Origin of the sequence: Photobacterium proteolyticum (genome assembly GCF_001939735.1) — a bacterium.
Lineage (GTDB): Bacteria > Pseudomonadota > Gammaproteobacteria > Enterobacterales > Vibrionaceae > Photobacterium > Photobacterium proteolyticum.
Map to the genome: position 1 here is coordinate 265,054 of NZ_MJIL01000099.1, position 25,694 is coordinate 290,747.

Here is a 25,694-nt window from a genome sequence, read left to right on the forward strand (position 1 = left end):
ATGTGATTGAAATCTTACTCCTAAAGGCAAAAAACAACTTATGCTAGCCTCTTATAAACTTTTGCAAAACTATCATATTTCTATTTGAAGTGAGTAAACCATTATGGGGTGGCCCGAGTACTTTGAAATATCCGATCAATGCCGCTCGACGATAATTGACCAGGCGCAACTCGTGGCCCTTGAAAAGCACAAAATTGTTCAATGTGGTATCAATTATGCCCGCGACAGTTTCACCATTTACCGCCGCAACCCGAACATGCACATGCTGCTTTTTACCTGTAACGGAAAAGGCTGGCTAGATACGCCTTCACGCAAATGGCATCTGGTTCCCAATAGCGTGATGTATGTGCCTCCGGGGCATGAAAATGGATTTGGTATCGACCATCAAGACAATGATGACGAAAGCTGGGATGTCGCCTGGGTAATGCTTGCGTCGGAAGGGCATTGGGAAGATATCTTACCCCACGGTGTCACCTACAGTGATACCCGCTGCGCAGATTTACTCCGGCAAACAATCGACTGCCTGCACCAATCTATGTCATTGCCCTACCCCGTAGGTCACGAACTGGGGGAAAACCTCGTAGAACAAATCAGATTGCTTGTTTCTCACCGACTGCCAACATCTAACCCGACACCTCTTCAACGGCTGGATAAGGTATTTTCCCGGGCTCAGGAACAGTTTCACCGGAACTGGCAAGTGTCCGAACTGGCAGCCTTGCATCCGTGCTCCGAGGCTCACTTTCATCGTTTATGCCAGCAATACTATGGCCATGGACCAATGTCCCACCTCACTCGATTGCGGATGGAGTATGCGGCCCGTCTGCTGAGTTCGACTGAATGGCCAATCCAGCATATTTGCGAGTTAAGTGGCTATCCAAACCCGGCCAACTTCAGTACCCGATTCAAAAAATGGAGTTCATTGACGCCAAGAGAGTTCCGTCGGCGATTTAAATACTGACGCTTCGCTCAATATAGCCTCGCAATACAGCGGCACAAGATCGTCTTTTTTGCGGTCTCACTACTAGTACTTATCTCCTCTGCCTTGATTTATTGCACAATCAACCGCAGATATGGAGATAGAAGGCATTAGAAAGAGGCACCCTATGTTTACACAACTACGTACACTTTTTCGTCAGGTTATGCATGAAGGCTCGGACGGAGGGGCGATTGATACTCCAACAATGAATCTCGCCATGGCTTCACTGCTGTGTGAGGTCGCCAATGCGGACCATGAGGTCGACCCACGAGAAGAGTCTGCCAAAGTACACCTATTGGTTAATTTGCTGGATATAGATGACAGCAGCGCTAAATCTCTACTGAATAAAGCAAAAGAGCAAAGTAACCAATCTGTTTCTCTCTATGAGTTCACCACCAAGCTTCGTACCTTGATGCCAGAACAGCGTTATCAATTAATTGAAGCAATGTGGCAAGTCGCCTATGCCGATGGTGTTATCGATCCTTTGGAGGAAGCGGTGATTCGCCAAGTCGCCGAACTGATTTATGTTGATCATTCTGAATTCATCCGAGCCAAACTTTCAGCACAAGACAAATAACCCAGACTATTCCAGCTATTAGCAGTATTTTAGAATTAAAGAAGGTAAAGTCAGTTACTGCCAGTGGTAGGCTGACGCATTATTGCAGCCAGGCGAATCCGATTAATGACGAACATCAATGGCTATCATCGCATGTCTATTTAATGTCTATGGTTCGGCTGGCTTTTCGGTATTGGATTCTCCACCCCTGCCAACGCGGCAACTCCCAGCGCTTCGGATCGGCTTTCCGTTTTCCACTTACATGCACGGCCGTAACCAGCTTTCTTGCGATATGGTACTCGATTCGCATTGTTAAATCGGTCAATTCAACCTGATACGGATACGCCAGATCAAATTCTTCACGCTCCCAGTCAGGAATACCATCAAAAGGGAAGTCATCAACACTAAACAGTTCCAGGTCTTCTGCTGCCTCAACTCCAAGTGCTTCCAACTGCTCGCTGAACCACTCAGTCATATCCACCTGTGTTGCAGGACGCGAACAAACCTCTTGTTGATAGCGCCCGAGCGCCACATAAAGATTCCATTGATGAATATCGGCCGATATCCTATCAACAAGCCCCGGTAAGGCCGCTCCCTCAAGAATCATTCCGAGTAATGCCTGTCTTGCTGACTGTCCCTGCAGCTCTTGCCATTGTGAGCTGATCACACGCCCTGCATAAACACGCTGTACTTCAACCAAGCATTGATCATCTGTCATCTGACTTTGACCCTGTACCTCCTCACCAAAACCCTGTGAGCTCAACATCTCCAGACTGACAGGAGACATACAGGTTGCCAATGACAATGTTTGCTTTATCCCTTTCCCCGGCAAAGCAAACTGATCGAAAACGATAGCTGCCTCTGCACTATCAGCAAATCGGCTGTCACGTCCTACAGTTACTTCGTTGTAGCCATTTCCTAATGCCTGGCGACGCTTTTCGCGTCTGATGTACACCAACTCAGGCGCAGCTGTCATTACAGCCTGTAGCCAATTTTCACGCTTAATCGATGTGGCGACTTCCAACTGCGGGAGCTCAAGAGCCTCACGAATTTGTTCGGATAGCTGCTTTGCTTCTTTAAGGACACTTTCGTCAACAGTAAGAAAGTCGGGGATCGGTTCTCGAAGCAGTTTTACCATCGTCATGGCGTCACAGGCCATCGGTAACCATTTTGACAGCAGTTCACGCCGTTCTTCACCGCTTGGCAATTGCCAAAGCCGCTGCGTTACACTGAGCGCAGCAGACAAGTCAACCATCATCTCCTGGCTGGCCTTATCTGGCATCACTGTTATCAGATGTGCAAACAGTGTATCAATCGGCAGTGGATACAAACGCTGGCCATGAGTAGTCACCTTCCCCTGCTCGTCAATCGCTCGCATTTGCAGTAGCTTGTCCTTTGCTTTTTCAAGCGTTTGTTGAGGCAAACTGTCAACAAACTTCAGCTCTGCAAATGTGAACCCACAACAAGCTGCAGCCAACATCGGCTCAACCAACTCCTCCCGATGCAGTTCGGGCGGAGTCAGCCTCTCAAGCGGTGCTGCCTTACCGTATAAACGTATACAGTCCCCTTCACTGACTCGACCAGCCCGACCTTTACGCTGCTCGGCACTGGCTCGTGATATTGCATGAAGCCCCAACACTGTTCGACCGTTTCGCTGGTGTGTTCTGCGCTCAAGGCCAGTGTCAACGATAAGTGTTACACCAGGAATGGTTAGCGATGTCTCGGCGACATTCGTGGCCAAAATAATCCGTTGTTTGTCGCTTTCGGTTAGCGCTCTGTGCCTCTCTTCGTCAGAGACAGAGGCATGGAGCGAAATAACATCCATCAGCCCCGAAGCAATTTGCTCATTAAAAGCTTGTTTTAACTGGGACACGCATTGTGCAATTTCTTTGCGACCCGGGAGAAAGACCAGAATATCCTGATGCTGCTCATAAACTCCTAGTATCGCTGCACTTACTTTCTTCTCAACCCCTCTGATGTCAGGCATGTTTCTGCTATCACTGGCAGAGTGGGTAACTTCAACAAAATAAGTTCGCCCCTTAGCCTGCAAACGCTGAGCGCCCAGATACTCTGACAGACGCTCACCATCCATTGTCGCCGAAGTCGCGACTAGTCGGTGCCTGTTAAGCTTCACGAGCAAAGCCAGCAGCAAATCGGTATCCCAGCGCCTTTCATGAAATTCATCGATGATCACGGTATCAAAGGACGCTAGCTGGTCTTCGCTTAGCCATCGCAATGCGACACCAGGGGTCACAAAAACAATGCGGCTCAAATCGGTATATCGATTATCAAAACGGATCGCATATCCCACGCCTTCACCCAGCGTCTCCCCCGCCAATTGCGCGACATATTCGGCCAATGAAGTACATGCCACACGTCTTGGCTCGACAACCAATACCCTGCCCTTTTCTGCGGCCCATAGCGGTAAACGGGTTGACTTACCCGAACCGGTTTCGGCTTCGACAACCAGATGTTGCTGTGAAAGTTGGGAAAGGAATGTTTCTTTAAGAGAGTCTATGGGTAACGTCTGCGACATGCCTGTTTCTGCTGCTAAATCCAATTCTTGCAGTATTTTGTCAGCAATTGACGTCCATGTCATACTTACTTTGCTACGCATCAAATTAATAATGCCATACAGTATTGTAGTCTAAACTATACATCTCGTTATCTCAGGCGAACAATCATCTACATCTTCACTAGTGCTAATGTCGTCTTAGCGATTGTATTCTCAGTCAGGTATCTGTCCCTAAAAGCATCGGTAGTCAGTGGCTTGGAGTAATAATAGCCTTGTCCGATATTACAAGATTTGGTTTTCAGGAACGCTTCCTGTGTGGCGGTTTCAATGCCTTCGGCTACCACAGACATGCCAAGGTCATTTGCCATCGAAATGATTGCGCCAGACAACGCCTGATCATAGGTATCTGTATCGATGTCACGAATAAAGTCTCTATCAATTTTGACGCCATCAAAGCTGAACTGACGAAGGTACTTCAATGAAGAATACCCTGTACCAAAATCATCAAGCCATACCTGAACACCGGCATCCGATAAGGACTTAAGATACTGTTGTGCTTTCCTTTCGTTTTTTATCAGCAAGCTTTCCGTTACCTCAACATGCAGCCTGTTGGCCGCGAGGTTATGCTTATCTAACATTTCTACAATTTTCTCGCAGGTATTTTGCCTGTAAAGCTGTTTGGCCGATATATTAATTGCAATATGGAACTGTGACGGCAAATCGGCTGACCAATCCACCAAATGCCGACAGACGCTTTCTATTAGCCAGTCGCCAATTGGAATGATTAACCCGGTGGATTCGGCGATGTAGATAAACTCATCAGGGTGGATCAAGCCAAGTTTCGGGTGGCGCCAACGAATAAGAGCCTCAGCCCCTACTACTCTACCGCTTTTGAGATCAATCTGAGGCTGAAGCCAGATTTCAAATTGCTCCAGGGCTGTTTGAGCCCTCCTTAACTCTGTTTCGATCAAGCTTCGGTGCTCAAGCCGGTTGTTCATTTCTGCATTAAAATGACTGAATGTTCCCTTTCCTTTCGCCTTGGCCTCATACATTGCAATGTCAGCATTTTTAATCAAATCGTTGCCGGTATCAGAAGATGCCGACAAACTTGATATACCAATACTAGCATTAATAAATAACTCCTTACCTTCTATGGTGATTGGCCGTTTAATCAATTTGATCAGCCTTTTTGCGACGGTCGAGGCCTCGCTATCATTAGCCAACAGAGGTAAGCACAGCAGAAACTCATCCCCACCCACCCTGGCCAGAATGGCCTGACTCTCGCTGCATTCAGAATTGAAGTCGGTACGACGAAGACTGGTAATAATCCGCTCCGAAATCTGCCTCAACAGCGCATCGCCGACCGGGTGCCCGAAGGTGTCATTGGTGTTTTTGAATTCATCAAGATCAATGAACATAACAAACAATGGCGAAAACTGTGTCTCGCGCTTTCTGATCAGCGCGTTGAGCAACTGCAGGAAATACTCTCTGTTGGGTAACTTCGTCAGTGGGTCATGGTAGGCAAGAAACTCCATTTCTTTTGTTCGCAGCTGTAATTTAACACTGAGATTGTTAAATGAGTTCGCCAACATCCCTACCTCATCACTGGAGTTAACCTTATTCAATCGAGAAAAATCCCCTTGAGACATGCGTTTCACATGATCAACCAGATCAGATATGGGGCCAGTTATCGAGCGCGTCAAAAAGACCGACAGACTAAGGCTCATTAAACAGACAAATAACACAGAGACAACGGTTATCACTTGGATCTGTATCAATTTCAACTGCGTGAAATCCGACATCAAGTGCCTTGAATTGTTGATATCACCATGAATGGATGTCAGAGAAAATTGCAGAAATAAACCGCCCAGTAACTTATCACCAAGGAAAATTGGCGTAGCAAGCTCATAGTGCAACTTGGTCTCATTTGAGTAGTCTCTCTTTTCGGTTAACACCGCATTCAACACATCAGTTCGATCAAACAGCGCACCGTAGCTAGTGATCTTTCGCTCAGCTTCATGAAAAATCTTTCCGTTATCATCAAAGACAACAATCGCATCAACTTTCTTGGAACTTAATGCCGGATTCAATAACCGATATGTCGACTCTAAGTCATACATGTAAAGCGGGTTAACCAAGGCCTCCGAGAAATACCTCAGTGAGTGATTGGCACGCTCGTACAGTTGCTTCATCAATGTTTGAGAGGTCAACTTCGTCGTATCTTCTAAGACTTCTTTCGAGCTGTCTTTGACAATCGCTATCTGAATCGTCGAAACCAGTACAATACCGCCGACGACAAGCAAGGTATTCCATAATGAAAAGCGGGTGAGCAAGTTCATTATACCCCCTAGGGAACCAACTGCTGTTCAACAATTTCTCTAAGCTGTTTGGCATACGCGATGCCATCTAATGCATCAGAGTTTAAATGAGTAAATTTTGCCGTTGACTGATACCGCCGCAGTGCCGCCTTCCCGGCTTCGCTGTCATTGGCACCAAGCAACAGTTGCTGAATCTCTTTCTTTAGCCCGTTGTCGATCCCGGAGCGAATTAAAACAACGCTTCTTGGAAATGAGGGAGACTGATGAATAATATTCATCTCTTCCCGCATCTGCGACGGCAGATCTTCCTCATCGTTCCAATTCAAATCACTAAAGGCACCAGCCATTATCACCCCGTTACAGACCCATGATGAAATATTAACTTCGTTATGCGAAGCCGTCATTTCATCAGAAAATAGATAGCCGACCCGATTCGCATCAGGTAACTCTCTCGGCGACTTTAACTCCTGAAGTTCAAAGCCTGACTGAAGCAAAATTGATGCAGGAATATAGAACGCACTGGTAGAGCTCCTGTCTTCAAAAGCAATGGTTTTTCCAAGTAGATCACTCAATGACTTAATACCACTATCCTTCCGGACAAAGAAAACCGAGCGATATTTCTCCACCCCTTTCTTCCACCTAAGCAAAAGCAACTCGGCATTGGATTCATTAACGAGTTTACTGGCTGTAAATACCGTTTCCGACAATACATCAACCTTGCCTTGCTCAAGCAGGTTCATCATCTGTGCGGTATTTCTGGCGACGATCACCTCGCCTTTTTCGATACCGAAAGCGTGAAGATTACTGGCTAAATAATCAGCCATCGGCTTAATGAATTTATATTGCTTCTTCGGGTTGGTACTGATGACACCAACAGTAAGTACGCTAGAAGACAGGCTCGAGCCAGTTTGACTCTCTGTCGCAGCATTTGCTTCTATACCCACAAACAATAACGTCAGACACAGAGCCCTGTAAATCATGACTCGACATAGTTGAACGTCCTTCATCGACTACCCTTCATGAAATTGCTCTAAAACAGATTTCATAATAGACCAACGAGAAAATTGTGTTACTCAGTTCTCAATTTTTCGGTGACAAAGATGCATCACTCATAACTAACTATTCCGACCACCTATTAGCGACGAACTTGTAATTTGGCAGTTATTTCTCTCACAAATACTTTCAGCGTCGTTAACAAGCACTACGGCTGATTACAAGGTCAGCATGACTCACTAACCTTCTTCCACTATCAGCACATTATTTGTTAACCCGATAACTACAAGCAATGGGGAAAAATCCCCCCAAAATAAAGAAACATGATCATTTTCTCGAAAATAATCCTTACAGCCTTTGAAATAACTCGCTTATAGGCATACGATTAGCCCCTAAATGAAAATGTTGTATACAATTTTCATTGATAACTACCAACTCCCCAAAAACAGAGTCTATTGCATGAAAAACGATAAAAGACCCTTATATATTCCCTACGCAGGCCCTGCGTTGCTTGAAACACCTCTGCTAAACAAAGGTAGTGCATTCTCTGTCGAAGAACGCATGTTCTTCAACCTGGAAGGTCTGCTTCCAGAAGCAATTGAAACCATCGAAGAACAAACTGAACGTGCATATCAGCAATATCAAAAATTTGATAATGATATGGATAAGCACATTTACCTGCGAAACATCCAGGATACTAACGAAACTCTATTCTATCGCCTGGTTGAAAATCACATCACTGAAATGATGCCAATCATCTACACACCAACTGTCGGTGCGGCATGTGAAGATTTCTCCAATATCTATCGTCGCGGGCGTGGCCTGTTTATCTCGTACCCGAATCGCGACCGCATTGAAGACATGCTTAACAACGCATCTCGTCACAATGTAAAAGTAATCGTTGTGACCGATGGCGAGCGTATTCTTGGTCTTGGTGATCAGGGCATCGGCGGTATGGGGATCCCAATTGGTAAACTGTCTCTGTATACCGCCTGTGGTGGTATTAGCCCGGCATATACGCTTCCGGTTGTTCTTGATGTGGGTACCAATAATCCGCAGCGCCTGTCTGATCCTATGTATATGGGCTGGCGCCATCCGCGTATCTCCGGTCAGGAATACGAGAACTTCGTTGACGAGTTTATCCAGGCAGTAAAACAACGTTGGCCAGATGCGTTAATCCAATTTGAAGATTTCGCTCAGAAAAACGCCATGCCTCTGCTTGAGCGCTATAAGGACAAAGTTTGTTGCTTCAACGATGATATTCAGGGGACGGCAGCTGTTACTGTTGGCTCATTGTTGGCAGCTTGTAAGGCCGCGGGCAGCAAGCTGTCTGAACAACGAGTCACCTTCCTGGGCGCAGGCTCTGCCGGTTGTGGTATCGCCGAAGCAATTATCGCGCAAATGGTTTCAGAAGGCATTTCCGACGAGCAAGCCCGTAGCCAGGTATTCATGGTTGATCGCTGGGGTCTGTTGGTAGACGACATGCCGAACCTGATTAACTTCCAGAAGAAACTTGTTCAGCCTCGTGACGAGATTAATAAGTGGGAAGCTCAAGACAACAACATCTCACTACTTGATGTTATGCGAAACGCCAAGCCAACAATCCTGATCGGCGTATCCGGTGTCCCGGGACTGTTCAGTGAAGATGTGATTCGAGAAATGCACCAGCATTGCGAACGCCCTATCATCTTCCCGCTATCAAATCCAACGAGCCGCGTCGAGGCAACTCCAGCTGATATTATTCGCTGGACAGATGGTAATGCGCTCGTTGCGACAGGTTCACCGTTTGAACCTGTTGTACATAACGGTAAGACCTACCCGATAGCCCAGTGTAACAACAGCTATATCTTCCCGGGGATCGGCCTGGGCGTATTGGCTGTCGGCGCACGTCGCGTCACTGACGAAATGCTGATGGAAAGTAGCCGTGCTCTGGCAGAATGCTCGCCGCTGGCCATTGATGGTAAAGGTGCCCTGCTCCCACCATTGGAAGAGATCCAGACAGTATCTCGTCACATTGCTTTTGCTGTTGCCAAAAAGGCCGTTGAGCAGCATAAAGCACCGAAGAATACTGACGAACGAATCAAAGAGAAGATTGACGCAAACTTCTGGCAAGCTGAATACCGTCGTTACAAACGTACTTCTTTCTAATAAATACCTATCAAAAGCCCGCGCTATGTGGGCTTTCTTCATGTTAAGCATCTTCTAGCATCAGCCTACCTAGATCTCTTTATCAGCACACAACATTAGCCTTGCTGAAGCAAGAACCTAGCCTTTTCTCTCTACTAACAACTGTTACATTGCTTCATTTATTTTCGTGATAAACCTCAAAAAAACACTGTTCGATTATTGTGTAAATGACAAGCACATATATATTAGTTAATAACAAAGCTAATTACTTAAACATGGTGAATATATTAATAATTCAGTTTAACCAAATGTATTTCATAAAACACTCATATTAGTAATGCTATTAAATCTTGCATTTCTAAAATGCTATTGTTTTTATTCTTGCTATCCAAAACATGTATTTACTTTTCTTACTGTATATTTATTAATTTCGATTGGAGATTCACATGAAAAAATTATTCTTAGCCATTGCAGCCATTATCGCCTTCACTTCCTCTACCAATGCAATTGCCAGCGGCAATCATAGTGGACAAGCTTTAAAAGAAACAGGTAAGTCAGGCTCACATGCCAGTGCCAGCGTTGGTCACTCCGTTGCAGGCTCAGGACAGGTAACCTCAGCCGCTTCTGCCATGCCACTCGCCGTTGTTGGATCTGTCGGTACAGTAAGTAAAACAGCATCCAATGAACTCATGGAAGCCGCAACGGCACCTATTGGCACCCCACTAGAAATTACGGAAGAGTCAATTTCAGCAGGCCCCCCACCCAGTGAAGCATTAAATCCGAAGCTAAATAACCAAGAAATATAGGAGATAACTGATGAAGGTTATAAGGCTTTATATCCTAATATTTTCTCTGTTTCTATTATCATTACCGAGCGCTTCGGCGCTCGCAGGAATGAGTCAGGCAGGATCAGAAACATATTATACGACAGAAGAGATCTTATCCTTCTCTAAGAAAGTTGAAAAGACATTGGCACAAAAAGGAGCCAGAGTCGCTATTATTGCAAGGGTTGGTAGTTCGCGCACTAATTTACCGCCAGGGATAAGGTTCACTCATACAGCCGTTGCCGTCTATTCTCAGATTACCACTGAAGATAATAGAGTTGTGCCTGGGTATGCGATATATAACCTGTACCAAAAAGAACAATCACCAGATGTGAGCGAGCTGGTACAAGATTTTCCGGTCGATTTTTTTGCTGGTGTCGAAGTTCTTGAAGCAGGTGTAATCATACCCACGGCAGAATTACAAAGAAGACTGTTAACCATTATTTCTTCATCCAGCTATAACAATTTACATAACCCCAATTACTCGCTCATTGCGAACCCGTTTACAACGGACTTTCAAAACTGCACGGAGTTTACCCTTGATCTTATTACAGCCGCTATCTATCAAACTGACGATATAAAAGCGATTAAACTCAACCAAAGGGCTTACTTTAGGCCTCAGCCTTTACGTGTAAGTCCTGTTAAGCTTGCGCTTGGCTCTATGTTTGTTGCAGATATCACAACGTCCGATCATCCGGGATCTCCTGAAACTGCCACCTTTACAACCATTGGCGACTTTCTAACCAACTACAACGCCGCGTCTGAAGTATTTACTATCACACTTGATACTCAGGATGGATAAGTTACCGCTACAAATATCGCTATTTCACATAACGAGAACCTACTCAGCAACATATAATGCAACGCATGATAGTATCGAGCACCTATACAACAGTAATGCAGTTTGCGATAACAAAGAATGAACAACTTAAGCTTGGTTCATTTAAGGAAGTACGATGAAAGAAGATAATAAGAACAAAAGGTGGCTTGCTAGTTTTTGGCGAAGAATTGCAGCATTTTTAGTCGACATTACCATACTTGGTACCAGTGGCTCCTGCTTAGGCTTCATGTTTCAAGACTTCTTCGTTCAAATAGGAAACTGGGGGAACTTGATTGGGTTTTCAATTGCGCTGCTTTACTACAGCATATTAAATAGCAGCCTTGGCCACGGGCAAACACTAGGTAAAAAGCTATTTAAAATAAAGGTTGTTGATTCTAATAACAATACAATAACTGTTATTAGGTCATGTAGCAGATATTTAGTGTTATATATCCCTGTATATCTTAATGGTGTCCAGCCTAGTGGTAATATTACACCGATGCTTTTAGAGTACTTATACCCTCTTATCATTTTTGGTGGGCTATTCTCTACATACTACCTATACCTTTTCAACCGTACAACGAGACAGTCACTACATGACCTGGCCGTTGGTACCTACGTTGTAAACATCAATAATGAACAACAAGATGTTGGAAAAGTATGGCGACCACACTTGGCTGTCATCTCTCTCTTTTGCGCAGCTATGCTTAGCTTACCCTTTTTATTGCCAGATAACGATCAAGCAGAGCTCCTTACAAAACTTAGTACAACTCAAGATGCTGTAATGGAAATTCCTCCGGTGCTCTCGGTAAAAGTAGCTGATGGTGAAACTGTTTTCAAATCAACAGAGGGAGAAACGAGCAACACTACCTATGTTGCCGCAGACGTATTCCTGTTAAAGGATAAAGTTGATGATGCAGAACTCGCTCGGCATATTGCAGAGATAATCGTTCATAGCTACGAGCCTTCATTAGAAAAAGACATTATCAAGGTTCAATTAATTTACGGCTATGATACGGGTATTTTTTCGAGTTGGAATAAACAAGAGTACTATTTTGAACCTTTAGAGCTAACATCAAGTCTGCTTTCTAAACACGAGAAATAGTACTGGCTCAGCACTTAATACTTAACAGCCAGCAGCAGAGTTGGCTGTTAAATATCACTTTCCAACCATACGCACCTTTGATTCAAAGAGTCTGACCTTGCTCTCACATGACATTGACTATAATTGACAATTAACTAACAATTCAAAGGGTTGTGACATATAGTACCTTGATGAGGTATTAGGGTACTATTGCCGATAGCATTTAATGGTTACACTTAGGTTTATATGAAACTGCTCTCCTTCATTCGCATTTCTGCAGTTCTCTGTATCGTTCTTACTGGAACGACTTTGCTTATCGATCGTTGGATATCGGAATCAACTACGGATCGCATCTTTTTTGATCCCTCCCTCATCCCTTCGCGCTCGATTGGTCTGGTGCTAGGAACGAGTAAGTACATCGCCAAAAACCTCAATCCCTATTACGACTACCGTATGTCTGCCGCTCTCGAGCTATATGAGCTTGGGAAAGTCAATATATTACTGTTAAGCGGTGATAACGCCCATCGCTCGTACAACGAGCCTTGGACAATGAAACGAGACTTATTGAAAGCCGGTATTCCTGATCAAGACATTGTTCTGGATTACGCCGGTTTTCGCACGCTGGATTCCATCGTAAGGGCCAAGAACGTCTTCGAGGCCGACCATTTTGTTATCATTACCCAAAAGTTCCACTGTGAACGGGCATTGTTTATTGCCCAAAGCAACGACATTGATGCAATTTGCCTTGCAGTTCCGGAGCCCAGAGGTATGGCTGGATTAAAAATACGTGTTCGAGAAATTCTTGCAAGAGTGAAAGCTGTGGTTGACCTCTACCTGTTAGACATTCAACCCCGCTTCCTCGGCCCCAAAGAGCCTATAGCCACCGAACAGGCGATCCTTGAAGGTCCCGTGCTTGAAAAGCAAGAAATTGAAGAACCAACGACAGAAGAGCTGCAAACCAGCGGATGAGTTTTTCCGTATCAGAAAGACAACAAAGCCACTGTGATTCTTCAGTGGCTTTCTTATATCATCAGAGATTGCGGTTTAACGATTGGAAGTAAACTGTTAGTTCGCCTTTTGTTTTCCTTCCTTCTCGATATAAGCTTTTAAAAACTTCATTCGCACATCTTTCATGTGCGCTTGTGCCTCGCTATGAACGCGCTTACGCAACCCCTGCGTTTTGGAACCCATAATGACCTAGCCTTATAATTTTATTCAATTTTATTAATTTACAATTCCCTTTGAATTTATGATACCGAAGGCATAAATTTGCACCTAAAGTTTTTTTGTCGCTCTAGCTGACATCTGTGATCTAACACACATATTTCGAATAAATAATTACCCTATTGACTGAATCACAACCAACTGCAATAAGCTTCAAAACGAGCACTTAGTAAGCAGACAAAAATCCATTTTACATTTCTTATTATCTGTCATTTTCACTTACCAGCGTAAACATGATAAATTCTGGTGGCCACAGAAAATTCAACTAACAAGCCCACCAAGTTCATCATTTCGCAGCATGATCATCTAACCGAGTTTCTGATGGGTACATTTCCACACATTCGCAGACAATAACCTCACAAAAAAGATAATCAACAAGCCAAAAGCACAACAAACAACCACCCGATGGTTAACAATTACCAAAGTTTCTGTAACATTTAACTTAAGTGACATGTTGTGCATCGCATTGCGCATTATTAATAAACTAGCGAAAGGAAAGCATATGACAGCCTTAACCCTGACACTGAAAAAGTGGCTGTTTGACCGGAATAGTATCATTCTACTGGCAGACATCGCCCTGTTTAGCATTTTGTTAAATACCCTTCCCTTTGAGGAAGACGTTGTGATCGGCTTGAGCATTCTGGCCTTTGTGGCTGTTTTATGGCTCACAGAAGCGGTTCATGTAAGTATTACGGCTATACTCGTTCCAATCATGGCTGTCGCATTTGGGATATTCAAAACACCACAGGCACTAAGCAACTTTGCCAATCCAATCATTTTCTTGTTCCTTGGTGGTTTTGCCCTTGCTGCTGCATTACACAAGCAAGAACTGGACAAGGCCATTGCCGATAAAGTTCTTCTTATTGCAAAAGGACGTATGTCAGTCGCCGTCTTTATGTTATTTGGTGTAACTGCAGCCCTGTCAATGTGGATCAGCAACACGGCAACGACAGCGATGATGCTCCCTCTCGTACTTGGCGTGTTGAACAAAGTGAATGCTAAAAGTGAACGTGGTACCTATGTGTTTGTATTACTAGGTATCGCTTACTGCGCAAGTATTGGTGGTATCGCAACTGTTGTCGGCAGCCCTCCAAACGCCATTGCCGCTGCAGAAGTTGGCCTGAGCTTTACCGAGTGGATGGCGTTTGGTCTTCCTGTATCATTGATTTTGCTACCAATCACTGTAGGTATGCTCTACTTCATGCTAAAACCGAACCTAAAGCATACCTTTGAACTGGACCACAAGCCAGTCGAGTGGGACAACGGTAAATTAGTTACACTTGCCATCTTTGCCCTTACCGTTTTACTGTGGATATTCAGTAAACCGATCAATGCATTCTTAGGTGGGTTTAGCAAATTTGATACCCTAGTCGCACTAACTGCAATCGTTCTGCTTGGTGTATCTCGTGTTGTTCAGTGGAAAGATATTGAGAAATCAACAGACTGGGGTGTACTACTACTGTTCGGTGGCGGTATCTGCCTAAGTAATGTTCTGAAAGCAACAGGCACCAGTGTTTTCCTTGCCCACAGCCTAAGTGGCTTCCTAGAGCAAGCCGGCCTGTTCTTCACTATATTGGTTGTTGCCGGATTTGTTGTGTTCCTTACCGAGTTTGCCAGTAACACAGCCAGTGCTGCCCTTCTGGTACCTGTATTTGCAACAGTCGCTGAAGCTCTGGGCGTATCACCAGTTATTCTGTCAGCCCTGATTGCAATTGCAGCATCGTGTGCCTTCATGCTACCGGTGGCTACACCACCTAACGCAATTGTCTTCGGCTCTGGTCATATCAAACAAAGCGAGATGATGAAAGCCGGTATCTATCTTAACATAGCATGCATCGGTGCCCTCTCTGCCTTTGCATGGATGTTCTGGTAAGTTTTCGCCCTGCACTATTCTAACAATAAATAATCATTTCCTTTTAGGTGGCCCAAATTGGCCACCTTTTTTTTGCCTTTGTTATCAGACTAGTGGTTGTTCATCGGCCGGGAAACGAACACCAATAATATCGCGGGCCTGAGTAATGATAGCGCTAACAATACGAGCCCTTTCTAACCTGGAATGACCCACTTGCTGCAACTCGACCAAACGAGCAAATTCAAGCGCTTCGTAATACATCACGTTTTCTTCTTGAGCAACACTAAGATCAACTGCGCCTTCCCCCGGACGATGCAACGAAACAGACTTACACTCCGAAATTCCGTCAACCAGCATACTCGCCTGCTCACCCTGGAGTTCACTCGGGATCAGGCCATCACTGACTTTTGAATGGCTGATAACAACATCGAACCCGTTATAGTGGAGTACTAATGTGCCATGTGCATCAACACCGGAGTCCAGTAAGGTCCCCTGGGCAGTAAAGCTATTTGGTTCGCCAAACAACCCAATTGCGGCACTTAACGGATAAATACCGATATCCATCAGCGAGCCATTGGAAAAGGCCGGATTAAAGGTATTGGGATTTTCGCCGTTCAGGTACTTCCCGTAGCGAGAGGACAGTTGGCAATAAGAAAAGTACACTTTGCGCAACTTACCGAGCTTTGGTAGTGACTCACGTATACGCAAAAAATTCGGGGTATACGTCGTTTTCATGGCTTCGAACAGAACAACACCCTTGTCAGCTGCGGCGCTAATTAATGCGTCTACTTCTGCATAATTTGACGCCAGTGGTTTTTCTCCAGCAACATGCTTGCCCTGCTCAATAAACTGCTTAGCCTGTGGGCCATGAAGTGAATTAGGGCTAGCAATATAGACTGCATCAATTTCATCGCTTGCAGCCATTTCATCAAGGTTGTCAAAGTACCTGTCGACTCCGTATTTTGCACCAAACTGTTGAGCTTTATCCAGCTGACGTGAATACACTGCCGTCAGCTGATACTTTCCTGTTTTCACAGCGGCTTCGATGAAACTATCCGTAATCCAATTCGTACCAATCACACCAAAACGGATCATAATCGTCACTACTACCTTATTGTTATTCCATGCTAGTGAGTTCAATCATAACAGATTGTACTCACGGTATTTAATCGCCAAATTTCGCTATCAAGGCAATAACTGAGCGATAAAGTCCGCACTGCAAATATGATTATTCACACAATGAATAAATTCAATCTCCTAAGCCCATGATTGAGCTCGTAAATTTCGACTTGTTAACTATCGTTGCCGAGATGAGTTTGTTACAGTCTAGACATAACAGCAATCACAACCATTGGTTGCTTTATCATTTTGCCCTCAATAACACAGTTCCATAATGACTACGAGACAGCCTATGTACTATGCCGAAATAACCGGCTGGGGGAAGTGTTTACCTCCAACGGTATTAACTAATGATGAACTAAGCCAATTTGTCGATACCTCTGATGAGTGGATCCGCACACGGACGGGTATAGAGACGCGCCATATCAGCCATGTGAATACATCAGAGCTGGCGAGAATCGCAGGTTCGCGTGCGCTGGCGGCAGCTGGTATTGATGCCAGTGAACTGGACTTAATAATCATTGCCACCTGCTCGCCGGATACATTAATCCCAAACATCGCATCAAAGGTTCAGCTAGAACTCGGGGCCACCAAGGCCGCAGCATTTGACATGAATGCAGCATGCACAGGCTTCCTATACGGACTCGAAACAGCCACACGCATGATTCAGGCTGGCAATTACAAACATGTATTGGTAATCGGTGCCGAGCGCTTGTCCTGGCTTCTTGATTGGAGCCAGAGAGATACAGCCGTTTTATTCGGTGACGGAGCCGGTGCCGTTGTGCTCAGCCAATCAGAACAAGAATGCGGTCTGCTGGATGCGCAACTTGGATGTGACTCCGAAGGTCGTGACGTCCTGGCTATCCCACAATTTGGCACCGGTATGGACAGATTTAGCCCCGACTCAGGCCATTTTGCCTTTGATTTTGTCGGACGCGAGATTTTCCGCCGTGCTGTAAGAGGGATGGATGCTGCTGCGCGAAAGGTAATGGAGCGCGCTCAACTAAGTAGAGAAGATGTTGATATTGTTATTCCTCATCAGGCCAACAAACGTATTATCGAAGCACTATGTGATCATGCAGGGATCCCTATTGAAAAAGCATTCGTCAATATCAACAAGTACGGCAATACTTCTGCAGCTACCGTGCCGATTGCACTATGCGAAGCCGTTGAGCAAGGAAGGATCCAGCCGGGTAACACTATCTTGTCAGCCGCTTTCGGCGCCGGGCTAACCTGGGGCGCAAGTGTTATCAAGTGGGGAGATCGTACGACACCAGTAGCCCTCTCTGATGCCAGTCTTACCGAGTGCAACCAGACGGCGACAGAGCTTCTTGCAAATGCCATTGAGCATTGCGTAAATAAGAAACCAGCCTAAACCTGGTAAGCACGGTTTTGAACTAGATGTTAACCCTTGTATCAGCCAACTTAGCTGGCTGATACAATTGCAACTAATTAGTTATCGGCTTCGGCTTCCAGTATTTCGGCTCTGCGAAAGCAGTCAATGCTATGATCATTAACCATACCAGTTGCCTGCATGTGTGCATATATTGTTGTTGAACCGAGAAACTTAAAGCCCCTCTTTTTCAGATCTTTGGCAAGCGCATCAGATTCTTTGGTCGTCACCGGGTAGTCAGATAACGACTCGATATGATTTGCCTTCGGCTTTCCGCCAACAAAGCCCCAGATATATTCAGCAAAACTACCAAACTCAGCCTGCACCTCCAAAAAACGCTGAGCATTATTGATGGCCGCCTCAATTTTACGGCGATTGCGAACAATACCTGCATTTTCCATCAACTGCTCAACTTGCGCCTCATCAAAAGTCGCAACTACCTTGGGATCAAAGTTAGCAAATGCCTCACGATAGTTTTCCCGCTTCTTTAAAATGGTGTACCAGCTGAGGCCGGCCTGAGCTGATTCGAGGATCAGGAATTCGAAAATTTTAATATCTTCGTACATGGGGACGCCCCACTCTAGATCATGGTAAGCAACATAATCAGGCTTACTCGTATCTACCCATGGGCAACGTGTGAGACTTTCAGACATAGGGAACCTTTGATGCAACATCATATTTATTTAATATAAACACCAACATAGAGCAGGCGAATAATGGTGTCAACTAAGCTGTCGCAACCCTATTACGGCCCAATTTCTTCGCCTTATAGAGCGCGTTATCTGCCCGTTGTAACAATGAATCAAAATTCTCGTGACCAGAAAGTTGAGCAACACCGATACTACAGGTGATTGCCAAACCATCATTCCAGTCATTATTTTCGATTATTTGACGAAGTTCTTCACTGAAACCTGTAACTCCTGCCCTGTCTGTTCCTGAACAAAAAATAATAAACTCTTCGCCGCCCCAGCGAACTAACACATCAGTTCGTCGAATTCGGTTATTCAGAAGCTGCGCAAATTCCCGGAGGATCTCATCACCTTTATGGTGACCGAAAGTATCATTTATCGACTTAAAATGATCAATGTCGAGATAAATAATAGAAAAAGGTTGATGATTTATTCTCGCGTGCTCAAGGACTTCCTGCAGCCATCTATCAACCGCATTACGATTATTCGTTCCGGTCAATGCGTCCTTATAGGCAAGCTCTTCAAAAAACAAGTTTTCCTGATGTAAGTTTTTATTTGCATTCACTAACTGAACTGCCTTTTTTTCTATCTCCTTAAGACCACAATGTAGCTTCCACCGCTCCCAGACTAAAAAACCAATAGCGCTGAGTAACCATAAGAAAATATTAAAACGCAACAGCATAGATTCCGAAATCCACTCGCCATAAAACACCAGCTTTTTCAATTTAAGACTATAAGTTGTTGGTTTTACATTACTACCGGTCGCGATTTCTATAATCGTGACATTATTGAACTGCGGCCCGGAATATTCAATCGGCACTTCGTAGTCAGCAATCCACCAGGACAAGACCTGAAAAGCCTTCATAGGGATAACTTGCATTCCATTTCCTACTCCGGGAGCAAACTCGATAGCGTTGAACTTCGATGATACGGGATCATCTTTACTGGAGTATGCCGGATCAAAATTTCGCAAATACACTCGAATGCGCTCGTCACTCAACGGGCTATTGTAGTCAATGTCCAGACCGATAGAATGATATTGACTAAGGTCAATCCCTTTAACGCCCGATGATAAGTGAATTGCCACTTCACAAAATGGCCATTTTGCCACATCTGAGATCTGACAACTTAAACTTAGCGACTTACCATCATAATCAATCCACGACTGTGTATTTCCGCCTTGGGTGGTATCGTCAATATTCTGGAAGGTCGCATTCCGTGGCGAAATAACAAACTCTCTGTCAAATACACCACATTGGTATAATAGGTAAGATGACGTGGTAATAAAAATAAGAAAATAGGCAGTCTTGCGCAGTCGTTGGGTAAGCTCTGTCACATCTCTCACCTACAGCTAGCCTTATGAATAATAAATGATCTAGTTTCACAAACAGTAGCAAATAGCCTGAGCCAATGACAACAACTAATTTTTAATCGTGAATTAATTCGCTTTCTGGCACATGTTTTTGTACTTTTATTTTTATACAAATGCCCACTTTTGGCACAAAAAACCAAAGCACGGCATCAAAACAAGCGTAACAGCACAACCGCCACAATATAAGAGAATAGAATGGCGGTTGAAATGTACACTTATTTTTCGAATTAATGTTTGTGATGCCCGGCAAAAAAGACCGCTGTTATCGCATACGACCACCACGGTTTTTGTGGATTTTAGACTTTGCCTTTGCCCTTCGCTTCTCAGCCGAACGGCCGCGTCGATTATTATCCGATAGCTCGATGTTAGGATCCGGTTCATATCCTTCTAACCATTGCTGTGGCAATCGGGTATCAAGCAGTTCTTCTACCGCTCGTAGCGCCCACTCCTCATCTATGCTCATCAATGAAATAGCATGACCTGTTTGTCCTGCGCGCCCAGTTCGACCTATACGGTGTACATAATCTTCAGCCTTAAAGGGCATATCAAAATTGATGACATACTCAAGCTGTTCGATGTCCAGACCACGAGCAGCAACATCAGTAGCAACCAATACACGTGCCTTACCTTCTTTAAAGTCGTTTAATGCCCGTTGCCTTGCGCCCTGGCTTTTGTCGCCATTGATAGAGACCGCCTTAATACCATCTAGCCCTAACTCTTTGGCTAAGGCATCAGACCCCTGTTTCGTCTTGGTAAAGACCAGCACTTGTTGCCAGTTTCTTGAGCCAATCAAGTATGAAAGTAACTCGCGCTTTCTGTGTTTATCAACGGGGTAAACCATTTGCTCAACCGTAACCGCGGCACTGTTTGACGGAGTGACTTCTATCAGCTTCGGCTCATCTAAAATATCATGCGCCAGCTTTTTGACCTGCTTCGAAAAGGTTGCAGAGAAAAACAGTGTCTGGCGGCTGGCTTTCATGCGGCGCATAATGCGCTTGATATCATCAATAAAGCCCATATCCAACATTCTATCGGCTTCATCAAGAACGAAGTACTCCACTTTCGATAAATCAACAGTGCCAACATGGGCATGATCAAGCAGTCGGCCCGGTGTGGCAACCAGAATATCGGCACCTGTACGAATTGCACCCACCTGAGTTTTCATACTGGTACCGCCATACGCTACCGCTAGTTTTATCTGCGTGTTCTCGCTATACGAGGCAATACTGTCATAAACCTGTTGAGCCAACTCACGAGTTGGCGTCAGTATCAACGCCCTGATCTGAATATCTGATTTTTCGTTCCTACCAGCAACCTCTGCCAGACTAGCAGGTTTATCCAGTAATTGATGAAGCAGCGGAAGACCAAAAGCCGCAGTCTTCCCGGTACCGGTTTGCGCGCCAGCCATAATGTCATGACCGGCCAGCACTTCAGGGATCGCCTGTTGCTGAACGGGAGTTGGTGATTGAAACCCCAGGGCAGTGACGGTATCAACTAGCTGGCTTTGCAGCCCCAGCGCTTGAAATGACATTATGTTTTTCCGGTTTTAAACAAAAGAGCGCGGATTTTAGCAAAATTTTCGGCAAAAAATAAAAAAAAGCACTGCTCGGCAGTGCTTTTCTTCAAAAATAAGTGCAGCTCGCAGTTACTTGATGTTCAAGAATGCAGCACCACGAACACCACCAGCATCACCGTATTTGGCTTTTACGATTTTTGGCACTCGTGCTACAGACAGCAGGTGTTTAGGTAGTCGCTTCGGCAGCTCTGTATATAGCAGCTCAAAGTTTGATAAACCGCCGCCAAGTACGACAACGTGCGGGTCTAGACCAGTAAATAGATTTGCAAGACAGATAGCCAGCATTTCCATGAAGCGATCAACGTGTTCAACCGCCTTCTCATCACCGGCAGCGTGACGTTTGATCAGCTCAATCGCTTTCACTTTTTCGCCGTAATAGTGGGTATACAGTTGCTCGAAGCCACGACCAGACAGGTAGTTATCGATACAACCTTTATTTTCACAACCACACTCAAACAACGGTGCATTTTCACCAAGGTGGAACCATGCATCAATAGGCATACGTGTATGACCCAGCTCGCCTGCAACGTGGTTCTTACCAGAGAAGACATGACCATCAAAAACCAGGCCACCGCCGAATCCAGTGCCCAAGATTAGGCCCAGAACAGATTTTTCGCCTTGTAGTTCCTCATCCCATGCTTCAGACAAGGCAAAGCAGTTTGCATCGTTGTCGATAGAAACACTACGGCCTAATTTTTCCTCAAGATCCTTGCGAAGAGTGTGCCCTTTTGCCGCAGGAATGTTAGATGTAAGCAATGAGCCATCCTCAGCATCTTCCATTCCAGGGATACCGATACCAATGTGCCCTTCACAAGAGAATTCCTTATCTGCCTTCTGAATAATGCCCACTAGCGTATCGACTAATTTGTCGTAATCATCACCCGGAGTCGGTACTCGTTCTGTCGCTACTCGCTCAAGTTTCTCATTAAATGCACCAAACTCAATTTTGGTACCGCCTACATCAAAGCCGTAGTACATCCTGCACACTCCGCAAAAAACATAAAAAAACAAAACTGTAAAAATTATCCACACATCTACACCTACTGACTGTGACTTAGCACAAATTTAGTAGGGATAGCGGTTGGCGTAGCTCGCGTTTGACGAAAGAAACAGCAAGCTGTTACATTTTATGACAATTGGCTGTTATTAAATTACCAAAACAGAAGATTAAAAATTCAACATTTAAGCAGCAACATATTGTTTTAATTGCTTCAAAGCTGAATCATCCGGCAATACTCGGTTCATTTTTCCTGTCAGGTAATTCTCTCGAAACACATCAAACCAAAGATCCAGAACTTCTGCATTTTGTTGCTCGCCGTAAAGATCTATAACACGGGCAGCCACCTCGGCAGTGCCAAGCTGATTTTCTTTCGAGGCTTCCCTGACTTTATATCGAGACGGCTGGTCCGGGTTGATAGAAAGAACCGGAAAATTGTTCAGATACGGGCTTTTACGAAACATTTTCTTTGCTTCTGCCCAGCTGCCATCAAGCATAATAAACAACGGTCTTTTACCCGTATCAACGTCTACTTTCTCCGCGACACGCTCTGGTTGAGCATATTCGGCAGGGAAAACAACATAGGGTTGCCACTGAGGATCTTCTAACAGCTCAAGCATGGCAGAGTTTGGCTCTGTGCGCGACCAGATATATGCAAAGGTATCTTCAAACAGATCTGCGATAAGTCGACCGGTATTACTCGGCTTTAATACCTCATCGTCATACATAACCAATAAAAAAGCGGCATTTGAGCTAATCACGGGTTTTTCCGAGCAAATGCACAGGTGCTCACGGAGCATGCAGTAACTACAGCGTTCAACCTTGCAGCCTCGGGCTCTGAATGGGCGTGTAGAACGTGCTAGACGTTCTTCATATAAATCATGTACCGCGTGAATACGCATAGCAGCTATACCTAAAACAAGAAAACGCCAGCATTTTACTGGCGCTTAGCTTAGTTGCAATCAAAACTTATGCTTTCACTGATGGCTGGCTCACGATGATAACTGATATCGAGAAAGAAGGGTTTGTTGCAGGTTAGCAATCTCCGCCACCTTGCTGGCTTCATTAACCAAGGTTTTCAGCTGTTGATTGTTTGTCTGTGCCTGACCGGCAACATGTTCTACGCTTCGTCCGACCTCAACAGAAGCATTCTCCTGCTGCTGGGTTGCCGCAGCAATCGTGATCACCTTATCGTTAATGGAGGCTATCATTTTTTGGATTTGGTCAATCGCCGCCTGAACCTCACTACTCAATTCAATCGACGAAGTCATCTCAGTTCGGCTCACTGCCATTGCTTCATTGGCATCCTTTGCAGCCTGATGAAGCTCACCGATTGTCTTACGTATCGACTCTGTCTGCAGGTTTGTCTCGCTAGCCAGTTTCCTGACTTCATCGGCAACGACGGCAAATCCGCGCCCCTGCTCGCCAGCCCTGGCCGCTTCAATGGCGGCATTCAATGCCAGCAAGTTCGTATTATCAGCAATGGAGCTGATCAACTCGACAACTTCGGTTATCTTGTTCACATGATTTCCAAGCTCTGCCATACGTTGTTCGTTAACTATAAACTGCTGATCCAGAGAACGAAGCCCAGATGTACTGCGCTCAATAATTTCTACCCCTTGCAGGGCTAACCTGTTCGCCTGCTCGGCTTCAGATTCTGACTCGGTAGTACTGGCAACAATCTCCTTAATCGAACATTCCAGTTGAGAAATGGCGGTTGCAATATTTGTAAGCTCACTGCTTTGTTGTTTCAGTGCAACGCGAGAGTTCGACGCTGCCTGCTGGCTACTCTCAGCGGCTATATTTAAGCTGTTGCTGTTTTCCACCAGCTTACCGAGTATCTGGCTATTATTGATATTCGACTGATTTAGCAACCCGCCCAGGATAGCAAACTCTTTGGGTGCATTTTGGGTCGCTCGGGCTGTTAGATCGCCTTTACTGGTTGCATTTACGACATGATCAATCCGTTTAAGAGACGTCCTCACCGTACGACTTATCCAGCCGCTTGATGCAATAGCAAGTATCAAACCGGCAATACTGATGGTAACAAACAGGGTTATCGCATTCTCACTGGCTGCCATTACAGCAGCCTCCCCTTCGCTGACCATTACATTGGCACCATTTGTCAGGGTATCGAGCTCACTCATCACAGAGGCTATCACACCTTGAGTCTGCTCTACTTTCAACAATTGAGCATCCATTAGCTGCAGTGTTTTCAAATGACGTTCGACAATTCCCTGCTTGGAGAATAAGGCCTCAACCATTTCCAGTGGTACAGTAACACTGGTAAAGTCGGCGATCGTGCCATCGATTCTATTAAGCTCACGCCAAGCGTACTGCATTCCCGAGAGGTTCGTCCTTTTCAGTTCACGTGCAATTTTCTTGGCTTTTACCGGATCTTTTTCAATGAGTAACGCGATTAGGTTACTGGCCATTTCCAGCGAGTGATTGACAAAATTATTAACATGGCTCAAACCCTCGGGATTAGCATTATAGAGCTCCATTCCCAATCGGCTCATTTCAGCTCTCACCCCCGAGACAGCATAGCTCATCATTGCCTTGTCACCTTCAACTTTGGCCCGATTGAGCAATATCTGCTGTTGAGAATCCTTCAGGCTTAGTGACATTCCTTCTATCTGGTTTATTTCCTTCTTAAACCGAGCGACATCTCTGGTCAGCCAGTCAATGTTGTAGTTATCAGCTAGCGACTCCAGCTTACTCATTGCTGATAGAACGGACTGCTGATCCGTCTGAAGCTGCTGGTAAGCCACCTCTAGTACCTCAACGGAATCGCTGTTGATTATCTCGGCCAACCGCTGTGCCGTTTGTAACGACCCCTGAACAATAGCGGCATTGTTCATTGTAACTGGCAGTGCCTGTCTACTTAATCGCTCAAACTCTTGTGAGACATTATTCAACCCCTTGTTGCCAAAATAGGACAAGAGCCCTCCTGTAGCGACAAGTAACAAAAAAACTATCTGAATATAGGTAACGATCGAGAGCTTTGTCTTACCAAGCTTAGTCTGTTTCATTTTGATAAATCCCTGATAAACCTTGCGCTATTATTCCTAGCGAAGATTTCAGTTTTAATGAGCGCCTATAGTTACAACCAATGAAAGCACTGCTGGGTTAATGCTCGGTAACTTACTGAGGGATTGTTACGGTAGGATTTCAATTTTTTGACTTATCAATAAAATCTTGAGGGTATTTAATGTGTTAGATATCACGCATACAAATCGCAGGCACTAAAAAGGCAGCT

The 25,694-nt window shown here is 45.0% G+C and carries 19 protein-coding genes; 9 read left to right on the forward strand and 10 right to left on the reverse strand.

Annotated features, from left to right (window positions below):
* The first annotated feature begins 103 nt into the window (after positions 1 to 103).
* Positions 104 to 958, forward strand: a complete 855-nt coding sequence (locus tag BIT28_RS27400; RefSeq protein WP_075768125.1) for a helix-turn-helix transcriptional regulator — start codon at positions 104 to 106, stop codon at positions 956 to 958.
* A gap of 145 nt (positions 959 to 1,103) precedes the next feature.
* Positions 1,104 to 1,553, forward strand: a complete 450-nt coding sequence (locus BIT28_RS27405; RefSeq protein ID WP_075768126.1) for a tellurite resistance TerB family protein — start codon at positions 1,104 to 1,106, stop codon at positions 1,551 to 1,553.
* Between the two features lie 136 nt (positions 1,554 to 1,689).
* Here BIT28_RS27405 and BIT28_RS27410 read toward each other — a convergent pair whose 3' ends face one another.
* The 3 genes from BIT28_RS27410 to BIT28_RS27420 form a co-directional block, all read right to left on the reverse strand.
* Positions 1,690 to 4,068 (reverse strand): DEAD/DEAH box helicase, encoded by a 2,379-nt coding sequence (locus BIT28_RS27410; RefSeq protein ID WP_075768168.1) that lies wholly within the window; start codon positions 4,066 to 4,068, stop codon positions 1,690 to 1,692.
* A 149-nt stretch (positions 4,069 to 4,217) separates the two neighbouring features.
* Positions 4,218 to 6,386: an EAL domain-containing protein gene (locus BIT28_RS27415; RefSeq protein ID WP_075768127.1), complete on the reverse strand. Its 2,169-nt coding sequence runs from the start codon at positions 6,384 to 6,386 to the stop codon at positions 4,218 to 4,220.
* Positions 6,387 to 6,394: 8 nt separating this feature from the next.
* Positions 6,395 to 7,372, reverse strand: coding sequence for a phosphate/phosphite/phosphonate ABC transporter substrate-binding protein (locus tag BIT28_RS27420; RefSeq protein ID WP_083652188.1), 978 nt, complete (start codon positions 7,370 to 7,372; stop codon positions 6,395 to 6,397).
* Positions 7,373 to 7,817: 445 nt separating this feature from the next.
* Between BIT28_RS27420 and BIT28_RS27425 the strand changes: the two genes are divergently transcribed.
* The 6 genes from BIT28_RS27425 (at position 7,818) to BIT28_RS27450 (ending at position 15,310) form a co-directional block, all read left to right on the forward strand.
* Positions 7,818 to 9,506, forward strand: coding sequence for an NAD-dependent malic enzyme (locus BIT28_RS27425; protein ID WP_075768129.1), 1,689 nt, complete (start codon positions 7,818 to 7,820; stop codon positions 9,504 to 9,506).
* A gap of 425 nt (positions 9,507 to 9,931) precedes the next feature.
* The gene (locus tag BIT28_RS27430) at positions 9,932 to 10,291 is read left to right on the forward strand and encodes a hypothetical protein (RefSeq protein WP_075768130.1); all 360 of its coding nucleotides are present in this window, start codon (positions 9,932 to 9,934) and stop codon (positions 10,289 to 10,291) included.
* A 10-nt stretch (positions 10,292 to 10,301) separates the two neighbouring features.
* A complete protein-coding gene (locus BIT28_RS27435; protein ID WP_075768131.1) occupies positions 10,302 to 11,111 on the forward strand; it encodes a DUF2145 domain-containing protein in 810 nt (269 codons plus the stop codon).
* A gap of 154 nt (positions 11,112 to 11,265) precedes the next feature.
* Positions 11,266 to 12,234, forward strand: a complete 969-nt coding sequence (locus BIT28_RS27440; protein ID WP_075768132.1) for an RDD family protein — start codon at positions 11,266 to 11,268, stop codon at positions 12,232 to 12,234.
* Between the two features lie 225 nt (positions 12,235 to 12,459).
* On the forward strand, positions 12,460 to 13,182 hold the full coding sequence (locus BIT28_RS27445) for a SanA/YdcF family protein (RefSeq protein ID WP_075768133.1): 723 nt from the start codon (positions 12,460 to 12,462) through the stop codon (positions 13,180 to 13,182).
* A 757-nt stretch (positions 13,183 to 13,939) separates the two neighbouring features.
* The gene (locus BIT28_RS27450; RefSeq protein WP_075768134.1) at positions 13,940 to 15,310 is read left to right on the forward strand and encodes an SLC13 family permease; all 1,371 of its coding nucleotides are present in this window, start codon (positions 13,940 to 13,942) and stop codon (positions 15,308 to 15,310) included.
* Between the two features lie 84 nt (positions 15,311 to 15,394).
* Here the strand turns inward: BIT28_RS27450 and BIT28_RS27455 are convergent, their stop codons facing one another.
* Positions 15,395 to 16,384: a Gfo/Idh/MocA family protein gene (locus tag BIT28_RS27455; protein ID WP_075768135.1), complete on the reverse strand. Its 990-nt coding sequence runs from the start codon at positions 16,382 to 16,384 to the stop codon at positions 15,395 to 15,397.
* A 316-nt stretch (positions 16,385 to 16,700) separates the two neighbouring features.
* Here BIT28_RS27455 and BIT28_RS27460 point away from each other — a divergent pair, with 316 nt between their 5' ends.
* The gene (locus BIT28_RS27460; protein WP_075768136.1) at positions 16,701 to 17,783 is read left to right on the forward strand and encodes a ketoacyl-ACP synthase III; all 1,083 of its coding nucleotides are present in this window, start codon (positions 16,701 to 16,703) and stop codon (positions 17,781 to 17,783) included.
* Positions 17,784 to 17,860: 77 nt separating this feature from the next.
* Here BIT28_RS27460 and BIT28_RS27465 read toward each other — a convergent pair whose 3' ends face one another.
* The 6 genes from BIT28_RS27465 to BIT28_RS27490 form a co-directional block, all read right to left on the reverse strand.
* Positions 17,861 to 18,454 carry a DNA-3-methyladenine glycosylase I gene (locus tag BIT28_RS27465; protein WP_075768137.1) on the reverse strand — a complete coding sequence of 198 codons (594 nt, stop codon included), beginning with the start codon at positions 18,452 to 18,454 and terminating at the stop codon, positions 17,861 to 17,863.
* A gap of 73 nt (positions 18,455 to 18,527) precedes the next feature.
* Positions 18,528 to 19,826: a GGDEF domain-containing protein gene (locus BIT28_RS27470; protein WP_083652190.1), complete on the reverse strand. Its 1,299-nt coding sequence runs from the start codon at positions 19,824 to 19,826 to the stop codon at positions 18,528 to 18,530.
* 298 nt (positions 19,827 to 20,124) lie between these two features.
* Positions 20,125 to 21,393: a DEAD/DEAH box helicase gene (locus BIT28_RS27475; protein ID WP_075768138.1), complete on the reverse strand. Its 1,269-nt coding sequence runs from the start codon at positions 21,391 to 21,393 to the stop codon at positions 20,125 to 20,127.
* Between the two features lie 114 nt (positions 21,394 to 21,507).
* Complete coding sequence (gene nagK, locus BIT28_RS27480; protein WP_075768139.1) at positions 21,508 to 22,416, reverse strand: N-acetylglucosamine kinase; 909 nt, start codon at positions 22,414 to 22,416, stop codon at positions 21,508 to 21,510.
* Between the two features lie 204 nt (positions 22,417 to 22,620).
* The gene (locus tag BIT28_RS27485) at positions 22,621 to 23,337 is read right to left on the reverse strand and encodes a tRNA-uridine aminocarboxypropyltransferase (RefSeq protein ID WP_075768140.1); all 717 of its coding nucleotides are present in this window, start codon (positions 23,335 to 23,337) and stop codon (positions 22,621 to 22,623) included.
* Positions 23,338 to 23,427: 90 nt separating this feature from the next.
* Positions 23,428 to 25,467 carry a methyl-accepting chemotaxis protein gene (locus BIT28_RS27490; protein WP_075768141.1) on the reverse strand — a complete coding sequence of 680 codons (2,040 nt, stop codon included), beginning with the start codon at positions 25,465 to 25,467 and terminating at the stop codon, positions 23,428 to 23,430.
* Between the last annotated feature and the right edge of the window lie 227 nt (positions 25,468 to 25,694).